This is a genomic window from Rahnella sp. BIGb0603 (genome assembly GCF_024808755.1).
Taxonomy (GTDB): Bacteria; Pseudomonadota; Gammaproteobacteria; order Enterobacterales; family Enterobacteriaceae; genus Rahnella; species Rahnella contaminans.
In genome coordinates this window covers 44,931-58,490 of the sequence record NZ_JANUEX010000003.1, presented here as the reverse complement: position 1 = coordinate 58,490, position 13,560 = coordinate 44,931, and the positions used below count along the sequence as shown (strand labels likewise).

At 53.9% G+C, this 13,560-nt stretch carries 11 protein-coding genes; 4 read left to right on the top strand and 7 right to left on the bottom strand.

All coding sequences use genetic code 11. The features are described 5' to 3' along the window. Positions 1–215: 215 nt before the first annotated feature. The gene (fadE, locus tag M2403_RS08620; protein ID WP_152324650.1) at positions 216–2,684 is read left to right on the top strand and encodes an acyl-CoA dehydrogenase FadE; all 2,469 of its coding nucleotides are present in this window, start codon (positions 216–218) and stop codon (positions 2,682–2,684) included. A gap of 74 nt (positions 2,685–2,758) precedes the next feature. On the opposite strand, the gene M2403_RS08615 is transcribed toward fadE, so the two are convergent. From M2403_RS08615 to mtnK, 3 genes are all read right to left on the bottom strand, one after another. Further along, positions 2,759–4,162, bottom strand: coding sequence for a carbohydrate porin (locus tag M2403_RS08615; RefSeq protein ID WP_217152413.1), 1,404 nt, complete (start codon positions 4,160–4,162; stop codon positions 2,759–2,761). Positions 4,163–4,456: 294 nt separating this feature from the next. Next, entirely contained in the window at positions 4,457–4,927 is a 471-nt protein-coding gene (locus tag M2403_RS08610) for a DUF1456 family protein (protein ID WP_152324652.1), read from the bottom strand. Between the two features lie 95 nt (positions 4,928–5,022). Further along, the gene (gene mtnK / locus M2403_RS08605; protein ID WP_152324653.1) at positions 5,023–6,222 is read right to left on the bottom strand and encodes an S-methyl-5-thioribose kinase; all 1,200 of its coding nucleotides are present in this window, start codon (positions 6,220–6,222) and stop codon (positions 5,023–5,025) included. Between the two features lie 117 nt (positions 6,223–6,339). Here mtnK and mtnA point away from each other — a divergent pair, with 117 nt between their 5' ends. Next, entirely contained in the window at positions 6,340–7,392 is a 1,053-nt protein-coding gene (gene mtnA / locus M2403_RS08600) for an S-methyl-5-thioribose-1-phosphate isomerase (protein ID WP_259228935.1), read from the top strand. A gap of 810 nt (positions 7,393–8,202) precedes the next feature. Here mtnA and M2403_RS08595 read toward each other — a convergent pair. Genes M2403_RS08595 through M2403_RS08585 form a run of 3 tightly spaced genes read right to left on the bottom strand, consistent with a single transcriptional unit; the run spans position 8,203 to position 10,057 of the window. Beyond that, complete coding sequence (locus tag M2403_RS08595) at positions 8,203–8,748, bottom strand: acireductone dioxygenase (RefSeq protein ID WP_152324655.1); 546 nt, start codon at positions 8,746–8,748, stop codon at positions 8,203–8,205. Positions 8,749–8,759: 11 nt separating this feature from the next. Then, on the bottom strand, positions 8,760–9,446 hold the full coding sequence (gene mtnC, locus M2403_RS08590) for an acireductone synthase (RefSeq protein ID WP_152324656.1): 687 nt from the start codon (positions 9,444–9,446) through the stop codon (positions 8,760–8,762). After that, complete coding sequence (locus M2403_RS08585; RefSeq protein ID WP_152324657.1) at positions 9,443–10,057, bottom strand: methylthioribulose 1-phosphate dehydratase; 615 nt, start codon at positions 10,055–10,057, stop codon at positions 9,443–9,445. Before M2403_RS08585 ends, mtnC begins: the two co-directional genes overlap by 4 nt. Positions 10,058–10,244: 187 nt before the next feature. On the opposite strand from M2403_RS08585, the gene M2403_RS08580 reads away from it, so the two are divergent. Both M2403_RS08580 and M2403_RS08575 read left to right on the top strand, forming a co-directional pair. Further along, on the top strand, positions 10,245–11,405 hold the full coding sequence (locus M2403_RS08580) for a pyridoxal phosphate-dependent aminotransferase (protein ID WP_259228934.1): 1,161 nt from the start codon (positions 10,245–10,247) through the stop codon (positions 11,403–11,405). Beyond that, positions 11,393–12,166 carry an amidohydrolase gene (locus M2403_RS08575; protein ID WP_152324659.1) on the top strand — a complete coding sequence of 258 codons (774 nt, stop codon included), beginning with the start codon at positions 11,393–11,395 and terminating at the stop codon, positions 12,164–12,166. Before M2403_RS08580 ends, M2403_RS08575 begins: the two co-directional genes overlap by 13 nt. A gap of 87 nt (positions 12,167–12,253) precedes the next feature. Here M2403_RS08575 and M2403_RS08570 read toward each other — a convergent pair whose 3' ends face one another. Then, positions 12,254–13,528, bottom strand: a complete 1,275-nt coding sequence (locus M2403_RS08570) for a nucleoside deaminase (RefSeq protein WP_165058590.1) — start codon at positions 13,526–13,528, stop codon at positions 12,254–12,256. Positions 13,529–13,560 lie beyond the last annotated feature (32 nt).

Here is a 13,560-nt window from a genome sequence, read left to right as displayed (position 1 = left end):
AAACTTTCCGCTGAGCAGTTTAACGGAAAGCCGAAACAGCGAGAAGCCAAGAAGCGGTAATGATTCTTATAGTTTCCGTTTTTGACGCTTCGTGCGGCCGGTTTGTGAGCTGTGTTGTAATTAGTATGTAAACACATTGATAAAGAAATGAGCATGAACTAAAACCATTGTATCCCTACAACAGGTCAGACCTCCTACTACTCAGGAGCTTTACTATGATGGTTCTTAGCATTGTTGCATTTGTCGTGATCCTTGGTGCGTTGTTCTATCACAAGGTCAATCTTGCCTTTAGCAGCCTGATTTTACTGGCATTTACCGCTGCCATGGGCGCCATTCATCTTTGGACGTTGTGGCTGTTACTGCCACTGGCGATTATTCTGCTGCCGTTCAATGTGCCCGCACTGCGCCGCGCATTGTTCTCCGCGCCGGCACTTCGCACCTTCCGTAAAGTGATGCCCGCCATGTCGCGTACCGAAAAAGAAGCGATTGAAGCCGGTACGACCTGGTGGGAAGGCGATCTGTTCGGCGGTAAGCCGGACTGGAGAAAATTGCAGGATTACCCTGAACAACACCTGACCGAAGAAGAGCAGCGCTTTATCGACGGCCCGGTTGAAGAAGCCTGTCGCATGGCGAACGACTTTGAGATCACGCACGAACTGGCTGATTTGCCGCCGGAGTTGTGGGCGTATCTGAAAGAGCACCGCTTCTTCGCGATGATCATTAAGAAAGAGTACGGCGGTCTGGAATTCTCCGCTTACGCTCAGGCCCGCGTGTTACAGAAACTGGCGGGTGTATCCGGAATTCTGGCGATCACCGTCGGCGTGCCGAACTCCCTCGGTCCGGGCGAATTGCTGCAACATTACGGCACCGAAGAACAGAAAGACCACTATCTGCCTCGTCTGGCTCAAGGTCTGGAAATCCCTTGTTTCGCCCTGACCAGCCCGGAAGCCGGGTCTGATGCCGGCGCAATTCCGGATTTCGGTATCGTCTGTAAAGGCCAGTGGCAGGGCAAAGAAGTGCTCGGTATGCGCCTGACCTGGAACAAGCGTTACATCACGCTGGCACCTATCGCCACCGTGCTCGGTCTGGCGTTTAAACTGAAAGACCCCGACCATCTGCTCGGCAGTGAAACGGATCTGGGTATTACCTGTGCGCTGATCCCTACGGACACCCAGGGCGTGGAAATTGGACACCGCCACTTCCCGCTGAACGTGCCATTCCAGAACGGTCCGACCCGCGGTAACGATATTTTCGTTCCGATCGATTACATCATCGGCGGCCCGAAAATGGCCGGTCAGGGCTGGCGTATGCTGGTGGAATGTCTGTCCGTGGGCCGCGGCATTACCCTGCCGTCTAACTCCACCGGCAGCCTGAAATCACTTGCGATGGCGACCGGCGCTTACGCGTACATTCGCCGTCAGTTCAAACTGCCTATCGGTAAAATGGAAGGCATCGAAGAACCGCTGGCGCGTATTGCCGGTAACGCTTATGTGATGGACGCCGCTGCAACACTCATCACCAACGGCATTATGCTCGGTGAAAAACCGGCAGTGCTGTCAGCGATTGTAAAATATCACTGTACCCACCGTGGTCAGCGCGCTGTCATGGACGCGATGGATATCACCGGCGGTAAAGGCATCATGCTCGGTAAAAGCAACTTCGTGGCCCGTACCTATCAGGGCGCGCCGATTGCGATTACCGTGGAAGGCGCCAACATTCTGACCCGCAGCATGATCATCTTCGGTCAGGGCGCTATCCGTTGCCATCCTTACGTTCTGCGTGAAATGGCGGCGGCTGAGAAAAATGATCTGGACGATTTCGACCGTGCGCTGTTCGGGCATATCGGCCACGTCGGCAGCAACAAAGTGCGCAGCTTCTGGCTCGGTCTGACCAACGGCCGCACCAGCGATACGCCGGTTAACGATAAAACCGCGCGTTATTACCAGCACATTAACCGTCTGAGCGCTAACCTCGCGCTGCTGGCTGACGTGTCCATGGGCGTGCTGGGCGGCAGCCTGAAACGTCGCGAACGTATTTCCGCCCGGCTCGGCGATATCCTCAGCCAGATGTATCTGGCGACGGCGACCCTGAAACGCTTTGATGAAGAAGGTTGCAACGAGGCTGATTTACCGCTGGTTCACTGGGGCGTGCAGGATTGTCTGCATCAGGCCGAAGTGGCTATCGACGACCTGCTGCGTAACTTCCCGAATGCGTTTGTGGCGGGCGTGATGCGCCTGGTGATTTTCCCGCTGGGCCGTTCACACGCGGCACCGTCAGATCGTCTTGATCATGAACTGGCGCGTATTCTTCAGGTGCCTTCTGCGACCCGCAGCCGCATTGGTCGCGGTCAGTATCTGACGCCAAGCGAGCACAACCCGGTCGGGCTGCTGGAAGAAGCGTTACTGGATATTCTGGCCGCCGAACCGGTGCATAAACGCCTGTGCGACGCGATGGGTAAAAAACTGCCGTTCACCCGTCTGGATATTCTGGCGCAAAAAGGTCTGGATGCCGGTCACCTGAGCGCCGACGACGCGCGCATTCTCAGCCGTGCGGAAGAAAGCCGCCTGCGTTCTATTAACGTCGATGATTTTGAGCCACACGAACTGGCCGCGAAAAAGCAGGACGTGGAGGAAGAAAGCGCAAAAAAGGATGACGCCAAACCGCGCCATACCGAAGCCGCTTAATTCTTAAAATTTACGGTTAAAAAAAGCCTGAGTGTTTACGCACTCAGGTTTTTTCTTTTCTGGATGACGGGTAATCAGAAGTAATACTTGAATCTTACACGCCCGCCATAGCGCTGATCGCTGTCATTATCGTTGCTGTAATGTTTATCCGCTTCCAGCATCGACACGTACGCGCCCAGATAGACATTGAAGTTCTTCATGTCCATCACGTTCGGGATGAGATAACTGGCGTGGATCGTATGAATATCGTAGCTCCCCGGCTCGCTGAACCAGTCATCACCGGCGTTTTCGTCATTCATTGGCCGTAAACCGTTGGCATTAAACTCTTCAATACGGTTATGCGCGTAGATGTAACCCAGTTCGAAGTTTTTCCACAGGGCATTAGTGCCGACCGTGAAATCTTTCTCGTCGGAGGCGTCCATGTACGCCGTGCTCAGGTTCGCTACGATGCCGTTTTCCGGATCCGCTTTCTGCCCGTTCCAGGTCATGGTCATGCCGTAACCGTTACGTTTGGACTGATCAATGGTTTCGCCCTGATCGTTCTTGTAGCCGTAAGCATTGTTGACGATATTGGTTTCCATCGCCGCAGCGACGGAGAACGCCTCGCCTTTCCAGGCAATAACCGGCCGCAGATACGCGACGTTTTTATCCTGTTCAAGATGGTTTCCGTGATAGTTATTTTCGGCAAACAGCGAAGTGCCGTCTTCAAGCAGAGTATTGAGTTCGAAATACCAGTTACCGATATTTTTATTCAGCAGAATATTACCGCCGCTGTCGCTACGTCCGCGCCCTTCTTTCATCATGTAGACATAACCGTAGCCGTCAGCGTAGAGGTCATTGGCAGTATTGCCGGAATATTCGATGAAGGTATCCTGATTAAGCGGGAACATATCGTAGGCTTCAAAGCGTCCGATTTTCGCCATCCAGTCTTTTTCTTCCCCGAAGAAGAAGGCCGCATCATCGACACCCATCGTCCCATTTAAATCGGCAGTAGGTTGAACGGAGAACCCGGAGAATTGCCCTTTATCATTCCGGCGATAACCATCCAGCCCGATCAGTAAACGGCCATTGACGTCCCAGCGTTCATTGCCGCCATTCCATTTATTATCATCGCCACTTTTGGCCGAAATTAATTGCCCGCTGCGGCTTGCGCCGTCGACGTTAAATTCTACGTCACCGTATAATTTGAGATTATCGAAACCATTAAGCGTTAAAAGTTTATCCTTCGAGATACCGTCTGTTTTTACTTCTAGCGGCGTGGATTCTTTCACGCTGGCAATTTCCTGTTCACGCTTCACATCTTGTTTTTTCAGCTGCTGAATTTGTTTTTCAGCCGATTCTGCGCGCGCTTCTGCTTGTTGAAGGCGCTCTTCAAGCTGTGCCATACGGGCTTCCAGACTGGCTGAAGAGCCAGCTGCCATCGCAGAACCCGACACGGCGATCCCCACTAATAATGCCAGCGTCTTAATCTTTCTCATAATTACGATATCCTTTTCAATACAAAATCAAACCATCGATATAAATTAACGACGTTGTTTTGTTTTTATTAAAATAGTGCCCGGAGATTTCATAATGAGAAATGAAGATAGGTTCTGGCCGAATAAACTGTCAAAAATAAAGCGGGGAAACGTGAAGTAAAACTGTAATAACGAAATTTCATCCTTACAAAACCAATAAACATAAAAACGGGGCACTGACATTCTCAGCACCCCGCTTATTATTCATTTCATATACATTGCGCCGAATATATTTATCAGCCAAATGTTTAAAGCTTAGCTTTTCTTAGGACGAATTTTCGCGGTCAGCCCTTTCAGGAAATAGCGCAGAACCTGATCGCCGCACGGACGATAGTTTTTGTGCCCTTCCTTGCGGAAGAATGCACTCAGTTCGCCTTCGGAGACTTTGAAATCTGCCGCCGTCAGCACGGCAATCATGTCTTCAGTTTTCAGCTCAAATGCCACACGCAGCTTTTTCAGCATAATGTTGTTGGTCAGACGTTTTTCCACTTCCGGTGCCGGGAAACGATCGTCTTTACCGCGTTTGAACACAATCAGCCCGTTCAGGAAGTTCGCCATGACTTCGTCCGGCACTTCCATATACCCTTCTTCGTCTTCTTTTTTCAGATAACGGGACATCACTTCAGGGCTGACCGGCGTGCCGGTGGTTTTGAGGATTTCAATCAACTGACCTTCGCTCAAATCCAGCATGTAGCGCACGCTGCGCAAGACATGGTTATGCATCATAATTCTGTATTCCTGTTAAAAGTAAACCGAGGAAATGCCACCGGGTTTACCCCTACGCACCTCGAAGGCGGGCATTATACAAGAAACCGACAGAATTAGCTGAACTGGCGGATGCGCGCGATAAAGGATTCCACATCACTGATTCGCGACGCTGTCAGAATCAGCCATTTTCCGAGACTCAGCGCGTGTCGCTGGCAGTCAGCACGCATCGCAGCATCTTTAATGGTATCGAGATCGGCTACGTGCGCCAGCCCGATAGTGCGACGGATCAGTTCCGCGCCACAATAACCTACCGCGTCGTGCCAGACTTCCTGCAAGAAAACGTCGGCGTAGCCCGGCTCGGCCAGCGTCGGATCCTGTGATTTTTCACGCGCCAGTTGCAGGAAACGTTCGGAGAAGCTCAGCCACAGTTCGCGCACATCTTTCAGGCGCTGCTCGCGACCGTCGGCGGCTTCACGCACGCCCACCAGCCCTGGCAAACCGCAATAGTTCAGCAACAAATTACCGATAGCCGAGCCCGGATCAAAGCCGACAGGGCCGTAATAACCGAACTCGGCATCAATGGCTTTCAGCTTGCCTTCGGCCACAAAAATCGAACCGCTGTGAATATCGCCGTGCAGCAACGCTTCGGCTTTACTCAGGAAACGGTGCTTGAGCGCCGCCACCGCCAGACGCAGCGGTTTATCGGCACGCAGCGCATCGACTTCCGGCTGCAAAACCGGGTCAAAATTATTCCGTTCGTGATCGACATAAGGATCGGTGAAAAACAGATCTTCGGTGATCTGACACAGTTCAGGGTTAGTAAAGCGCGATACTTCGGCTTTCTTGGTCTGCGCGTTCTGGAAAAAATCCGAGGTATGGAAAAGCGTCTGCGCCAGGTATTCACCCAGCTGGCTGGCGGCCTGCGGGAAGTATTTTCCCTGCACCAGCTCGCTGCGCCAGATCTGATGATCCGACAAATCTTCCTGCACCATCACCGCCAGTCCGGCGTCGTGATGCAACACCTGCACCGTATGCTGCGGGCAATACTGACCGTGAATAATCAGCGTTTCCGCTTCGATGCGCGCACGGTCGAGCGTCAGCGGCCAGGATTCCCCGACGCAGCGCACGTACGGCAAAGCCTGTTTCACGATTACGCGGCTTTTGCCCGTGGTATCGCGGATTTTAAAAACCAGATTCAGGTTTCCGTCACCGATTTCATCGGCGGTGACCAGAGATTGCGGATCTGCTACGCCACCGTATTTACGGGCATATTCAACAGCATCTTCGGCGGTAAATGTGTAGTAGCGCGACATCCTGACCTCTCGAAATTATCTTTTAGCCTTAAAAGTGTTTAGACGTCTATACATCCATAAAACATGTTGGCAGAATAAGTGAACAGATGCAACCGGGCAACAAGGATTTAACCAACAATGCAAAGCCTCACAACCACCAGTTTACGTATCCGCGAAAACCAACTGTGGATCCTCGATCAGCAGGCCCTGCCGCAGCAATCTGACTGGCGCGAATGCCGCGACGTCAGCGAACTGGTGGATCATATCCGCACCCTGCGCGTGCGCGGTGCGCCGCTGATTGGTTTATCCGCCAGCCTGCTGCTGGCGCTGCTGGCCGAACGTGGAATGGCGCAGGATGAATTGCATCATGCGCTGGAAACACTGCGTGCTTCACGCCCGACCGCCGTCAATCTGATGAACAATCTCGACCGGATGAAAGCCGCGTTGCAGCAGCCCGATTTCGTCACCGCGCTGACGGCTGAAGCGCTGCGTCTGGTGGATGAAGACCGCGCGCTGTGCGACAGCATTGCGACGCACGGCGCTACGCTGGTGACACCGGGCAGCCGTTTGCTGACCCACTGCAACACCGGCGGGCTGGCGACAGCTGGCGTCGGCACGGCCATTGGCGTAATCCGCCGTGCGCATGAACAGGGGAATGTCGAACAGGTTTGGGTCGATGAAACGCGCCCGTTATTGCAGGGTGGCCGTCTCACCGCGTGGGAACTGGGCGAACTGGGCATTCCGTATCAGCTGATTTGCGACTCGATGGCCGCCAGCCTGATGGCACAAAAACGCGTTGACGCCGTCTGGGTCGGCGCTGACCGCATCGCAGCGAATGGCGATGTCGCCAACAAGATCGGCACTTACAGCCTGGCGGTTTTGGCGAAATACCACGGCATCCCGTTCTACGTCGCCGCGCCGCACACCACGCACGATCCGCATTGTCCGAACGGCGCAGCCATCCCCATCGAACAACGCGCAGCAAGCGAAATCACAGGTGTTTCCGGCAGCTTTGGTTCCGTGCAGTGGGCTCCGCTTGATGCGAAAGTTTACAATCCGGCGTTTGATGTCACTCCTGCGGAGTTGATCAGCGGATGGGTGCTGGATGTGGGCGTGGTGACGCCAGCGCAGGTGCGCGAAGGGGTCTTCACGGCTTCGTTGGCGGCTGGGCTGAGACGCGGGCAGCACTAAAGCGGTATTGCGGAAATTTCGGTTTTACATGTGCAACATGTAGCGCTAAGGCGGTATTGCGAAATTTCGGTTTTACATATGCAACATGTAGCACTAAGGCGGTATTGCGGAAATTTCGGTTTTACATGTGCCACATGTAGCGCTAAGGCGGTATTGCGAAAATTTCGGTTTTACATGTGCAACATGTAGCACTAAGGCGGTATTGCGTAAATTTCGGTTTTACATATGCGGTGATCGCTTAGCGGCTCGTGCCGAAACCGACCAAAAGAGGGAAGTGCTTTCCCTCTTTTGGATTTCTCCCCGCTTTTTCAACACGCGCTATCGCTCGCTGGCTATGTTTCAGTAACACCCGTTATTGCCGCAAACGCCGCCGCTGCGCGGTGCTCTCATTTCAGGCTCGAACCGGCTCGGAAAAAGACTCTCGCTGTTTCTCACCGTTCATTCGACGTCGTTTTGAAAGCGGCCAGGGGCTTATCTAAATTCAAAAGCAGAATGGTTTATCTTTTAAAAAAGCCTCCAGCCGCTTTCAGAAAGCTTGCCGAGCTAAGTGTTTCGAGACCTGTGGCTCGAAACCGAGTGAGGGTACCGCGCAGCGGCAAGTTTTCGCGGCAATAGCGCTGGCCCCTGAAACATAGCCAGCGAGCGATAGCACGCAGTTAGAAAGACGCGGAGATTCCAAAGAGGCCCCGTCCTGGGCCTCTTTGGTCGGTTTCGGCGCGAGCCGCTAAGCGATCATCGCACATGAAAAACCGAAATTTACGCTAAGCGTCCCTTGAGCCCAAGGTCTCCTTTGGAGCCTTTCTAAAAGGCTTACTCCCCCATCCTCGGGTACTTATCCGCGATACCGTCGCCTGTAAAATGCGCCACCCAGCCTTCCGGATTATCAAACACGCGGATCGCGGTAAACGACGGAGATCCGCCCATATCAAACCAGTGGCGGGTGTTGGCGGGTACGGAAATCAGATCGTTTTTCTCGCACAGGATCTGGAAAATCTTGCCGTTCAGATGCAGGCAAAACAGCCCCGCGCCTTCGACGAAGAAACGCACTTCGTCTTCACCGTGAGTATGCTCGGAGAGGAATTTAGTGCGCAGCACGTCGCGCTGTTCGTTATCCGGACGCATGCTGATCACGTCCCAGCTCTGGTAGCCTTTTTCTTCGACCAGTTTGTCGATTTCATGCTGATACGCGGCGATCACGTCCTGCGGCTGGGGATTTTCGCCTAAATCACGGTCGGCCTGCCAGCGCTCAAAACGTACATCAATTTTGCTCAGCTCTGCGGCGATGGCGTCGCCGTCCCGGCTTTCCCAAACTGGAGCGGAAGGATCCTGGTCACTAAAAATCGTCAATGCACTCATGGTCAACCCTCTTATAAGAATGTTTCTAAGGCTATCTGATCAAAACGATTAACTTGCAGGTGGTCGCTGAGTTCGTCAGCGTCGTCACGGATCAGCTGGCAGGTGTGCCAGCCCGCCAGGCGCGCGGCGTCCAGTTCCTGACGGATGTCCGATAAAAACAGTAAATCAGCGGGCGGTAAAATCAGCTGTTCGGCGATGTTCTGATAGGACTCCGTTTCACGCTTGGCGCCAACGCGGGTGTCGAAATATCCGCTGAACAGCGGCGTGAGGTCGCCCGCATCGCTGTAGCCGAACAGCAGTTTTTGCGCGTCAACGGAACCGGAAGAATACACGCAAAGCTGCAAACCGTCGGCTTTCCAGGCTTCTAACTGCGGCGCAACATCCGCGTACAAATGCCCGCGGAAATCACCGTTCTCATAACCGGTGCGCCAGATAATACCCTGCAAGACTTTCAGCGACGTCGATTTGACGTCGTTGTCCATGTAGGTAAAAAGTTGCTCAATCAGGGCCTCGACGCTGGCCTGCGGGCGGTCGATTTCGGCTCGCAAAGCGTTCAGCGCAGCCGCCACTTCCGGCTCTTCGTGCTGATGACGCAGAAATTCGGCCAGACGCTGACGGGCATACGGGAATAACACCTGATGCACAAAACGGATATCCGTGGTGGTGCCTTCAATATCAGTGACGATGGCGCGGATCATTTGGCCTCCAGCAGGCGACGTTGCAGTTCACACTGGAATAAGAATTCCAGTCCTTCCAGATGGCGGCGTGCTTCCGCCACATCCCGTCCCCAGCAGGTCAGACCGTGGCCGCGCAGCAAAAAACCATACTGCAACGGCGCGTGTTCCGTGCTGGCAATAATCTTCTGCACCAGCGCTGAGATGTCCTGGCTGTTGTCGAAAATCGGGATCACCACCTGATCGAGGTGCGTCGTCTGGCCGCTCAGCGATTTCTGCATTTCGTAGCCTTCCAGCACCAGCGCGCCGCTGCGTTCCACGCGGGACAAAACGGTCGAATTCACCGAATGTGTGTGCAGCACCGCCCCTGTTTCAGGATAGCGGGAATACAGCATGGTGTGCAGGCCGGTTTCAGCGGAAGGACGACGACCGCTGGGTGCCAGTCCGCTTTCCAGTTCAACCAGCAGAAAATCTTCTGCGGTCAGCGATCCTTTGTCTTTTCCTGATTCGGTGATCAGGCAATGAGCATCACCTTCGCGAACAGACATATTCCCGCCTGTCGCCGGGCTCCAGCCCTTCTGACCAATCCAGTGACAGGCCGCCAGCAGCGCGCCCAGTTGCAAATTCTCTGTCATCGTAATCCTGAAAAATCGTGCGTTGAGGGCCTGAGTTCGGAGTGAAAACCGCGATATATAAATAATTGATATGGCCTAGATTGAATTAGCATTTAGCCATCTAAGCGTCTCGATTGCCAAATATTAACATCGTGTTATATTGTGAGCAACATCGCTATCTGCACCGGTCCAGGAGTATTGACCCGCCATGAGCACAGCCGCACTGATCCCCGAAAGTAAGCTTCCTTCCCTCGGCACCACCATTTTTACTCAGATGAGTGCCCTGGCGCAAAAGCACAACGCCATTAACCTGTCTCAGGGTTTCCCTGATTTCGATGGCCCCGAGTATCTGCGCAACCGTCTGGCGTATCACGTCAGTCAGGGCGCGAACCAGTACGCGCCGATGACCGGCACCGCGCCATTGCGTGAAGCGATTGCCGCAAAAACTGAACATATTTACGGCTACGCGCCTGACACCAATACCGACATCACGATCACCGCCGGCGCCACCGAATCTTTGTACATCGCCATCACCGCGCTGGTGTCGAAAGGTGATGAAGTGATTGCGTTTGACCCGAGCTACGACTGCTACGCGCCTGCGGTAGAACTGGCGGGCGGCGTGATGAAACGCATTCAGCTGCAGCCGCCGGAATTCAAGGTTAACTGGGCGGAATTCGCCGATCAGATAACCGACCGCACGAAACTTGTCATCATCAACACGCCACACAATCCGTCGGCCACGGTCTGGAGCCACAGCGACGTTGAGCAGCTCTGGCAAACCATTGCTGATAAACACATTTTTGTGCTCAGCGACGAAGTATACGAACACATTTGCTTTGCGCCGGAAGGCCACGCCAGCGTGCTGCGCCACCCGCAACTGCGCCAACGTGCGATTGCGGTGTCATCGTTCGGCAAGACCTATCACATGACCGGCTGGCGCGTGGGTTATTGTATCGCCCCGGCGATTATCAGCGCAGAACTGCGCAAAGTTCACCAGTATCTGACGTTTTCGATCACCACACCGGTTCAGCTGGCGCTGGCGGATATGCTGCGTGAAGCGCCGGAACACTGGCAGGAATTACCGGCATTTTATCAGGCCAAGCGTGACCGTCTGGCGCAAGGGCTGGCGAACAGCCGTCTGAAAGTGTTGCCGAGCCAGGGCACGTATTTCCTGCTGGTGGATTACAGTGAAGTCTCGGATCTGGACGATGTTGCATTCTGCCACTGGCTGACTGAACATGTGGGCGTTGCGGCCATTCCGATGTCGGTATTCTGCGCCGCGCCCTTCCCACATAAACTGATCCGGCTGTGCTTTGCCAAACAGGAAGCCACGCTGGACGCTGCTGCGGAGCGCCTGTGTCAACTTTAAAACTGTGCGTATTGCAACAACCACTGGTGTGGCTGGACGGCGAGGCCAATCTCGCGCATTTCGACGGTCTGCTGGGTTCACTGACCGGCCGCGACCTGATTATTCTGCCGGAAATGTTCACCACCGGTTTCGCCATGCAGGCGCCGGGCAGCGCGCTGCCACAGTCACGCGTGGTGGAATGGCTGCATCAGTGGGCGAAAAAACTCGGTGCAATGATTGGCGGCAGCGTGGCGCTGAGCACGACGGAAGGCGCGGTAAACCGTTTCCTGCTGGTCGAGCCGCAGGGCAAAGTGCATTCCTACGATAAACGCCATCTGTTCCGCATGGCGGGCGAACATAATTATTACGTGCCGGGCAAACGCCGTGAAATCGTCGAATGGCGCGGCTGGCGTATTCTGCCGCAAGTCTGTTACGACCTGCGTTTTCCGGTCTATTCGCGCAATAAACAGGATTACGATCTGGCGCTCTACGTCGCCAACTGGCCTGCGCGCCGCAGCCATCACTGGCAAACGTTACTGACCGCGCGTGCTATTGAAAATCAGGCCTACGTCGCCGGATGCAACCGCGTCGGGGATGACGATAACGGCCATCACTACAGCGGCGACAGCCTGATTATTAATCCGCAGGGCGAAGAGCTGGCGCGCGCCGAGCCAGGCTCAGCGATGATTATCGACGCCGAACTGTCTCTTGAAGCGTTACAGGATTATCGCGAAGCCTTCCCGGCGTGGCGTGATTCCGATACGTTCCTGCTTCACGATTGAAGAAAGCGGCAACGCATAAACATCAGAAAGCCCATCCGCTGTATTTGCAGCGGGTGGGCTTTTAATTATTGATGATGATTAAAAAAATTACGGTTTCGGCAAACCGGCGATCAGTGCGTTGATCAGATCAGAGTTCGTCACCTGCTGCGGATGAACCTGGATCTCCGAACTGTATAACGGTGGCAATTTCTGGCAATAGGCATCCAGATCGGCCTGTGCAATCGTCGGCACACCATACTGGAATGAATTCATATTATCCGGCGGCAAGGCCCCTTCCATGGTGGAACCGTAGGCACCGAGTTCAATCAGGCTGTGCGAAGACTCATCCGGACCATGCGCAAATACAAATGTGCCGTATTTAGGGTGAGCGAGATAAGGCAACACTTCATCGTCACTCAGGCTGCTTCGCAGGTTATAACGCAGCTGCGCATAATTACGGGTGACCAGTAAAAACGCCGTCTGAATCAGCGAGGCTTTTTCGTTACCCGACAAACACATCAGCAGGTTGCCGTAATAATCGAGAAACGCCACGGCATTCCCTGTGCCGCCCTGTGCAATATCCTGATTTGCGGCTGCAATCAGATAAGGTGCCAGCCCTTCATCCGGCTGACCGCGGGATGGCGCGGTGTAGCTGAGCGCATCCGGGTAAAGGGCTTTTAATGCCACCACAACCGGATCACCGGCAGGCAAATCTTTGATATCTTTCAGCTGGTCCGGCGTTAAATCCGTGTTGATGCTGGCTTTAACCTGTGTCAGCGTGGCGTCAAAAGCCGTTTCGCACAGTGCTACCGTCTGAACATCCATAACGGCGTCGGCGAAGAAAGCCGGCACCGGCGCTGAACTGGCGTCGCGGGTGAAACAGTTATTCCCGTTAACTGCCGGATAGCTGAAAGTATTTTTTGCCACCTGAGCCAGCTCAGGCGAAAGCGTCGGGAAATCCGCCTGCGTATCCCAGTTAATACCTGAATAAGTATCGAAAGCGGCAGAAATAACGTTAAACCCGCCGGTAATAATCGAACCGGTACACATGCAGCACGGATCCAGCGACGTCACGATGGTAATATCAGACGGTGGCGGCATTTCCTCGCCTGCTTCAATTTGCGCGTAATACCAGTCAATTAACTGACGTTCACCATGAGCCGTCGGATCACTGGTCATATTATTTTTAACCACGTTATTATTAATCGCATTCAGCACATTACCGCTGGCATCGAGCATGACACCGCCGACGCTGAATGTATTCTGGCAATAGGCCACCAGCGCCTGTTCTGCCGCAGCAGTGGCCGCCGCTTCGACGGTCACATACGTTTCGCCCGCTTTAACCGCTGTGGCTTTTAATGAATCACAGTTGCAATTACACATATTAATTCCTTCCGTTAGATTAAGTGTATTGA

Excerpts from the sequence above, each read along its gene's own strand:
- fadE (WP_152324650.1), top strand. The coding sequence starts at position 216 with ATGATGGTTCTTAGCATTGTTGCATTTGTCGTGATCCTTGGTGCGTTG.
- M2403_RS08615 (WP_217152413.1), bottom strand. The coding sequence starts at position 4,162 with ATGAGAAAGATTAAGACGCTGGCATTATTAGTGGGGATCGCCGTGTCG.
- M2403_RS08610 (WP_152324652.1), bottom strand. The coding sequence starts at position 4,927 with ATGATGCATAACCATGTCTTGCGCAGCGTGCGCTACATGCTGGATTTG.
- mtnK (WP_152324653.1), bottom strand. The coding sequence starts at position 6,222 with ATGTCGCGCTACTACACATTTACCGCCGAAGATGCTGTTGAATATGCC.
- mtnA (WP_259228935.1), top strand. The coding sequence starts at position 6,340 with ATGCAAAGCCTCACAACCACCAGTTTACGTATCCGCGAAAACCAACTG.
- M2403_RS08595 (WP_152324655.1), bottom strand. The coding sequence starts at position 8,748 with ATGAGTGCATTGACGATTTTTAGTGACCAGGATCCTTCCGCTCCAGTT.
- mtnC (WP_152324656.1), bottom strand. The coding sequence starts at position 9,446 with ATGATCCGCGCCATCGTCACTGATATTGAAGGCACCACCACGGATATC.
- M2403_RS08585 (WP_152324657.1), bottom strand. The coding sequence starts at position 10,057 with ATGACAGAGAATTTGCAACTGGGCGCGCTGCTGGCGGCCTGTCACTGG.
- M2403_RS08580 (WP_259228934.1), top strand. The coding sequence starts at position 10,245 with ATGAGCACAGCCGCACTGATCCCCGAAAGTAAGCTTCCTTCCCTCGGC.
- M2403_RS08570 (WP_165058590.1), bottom strand. The coding sequence starts at position 13,528 with ATGTGTAATTGCAACTGTGATTCATTAAAAGCCACAGCGGTTAAAGCG.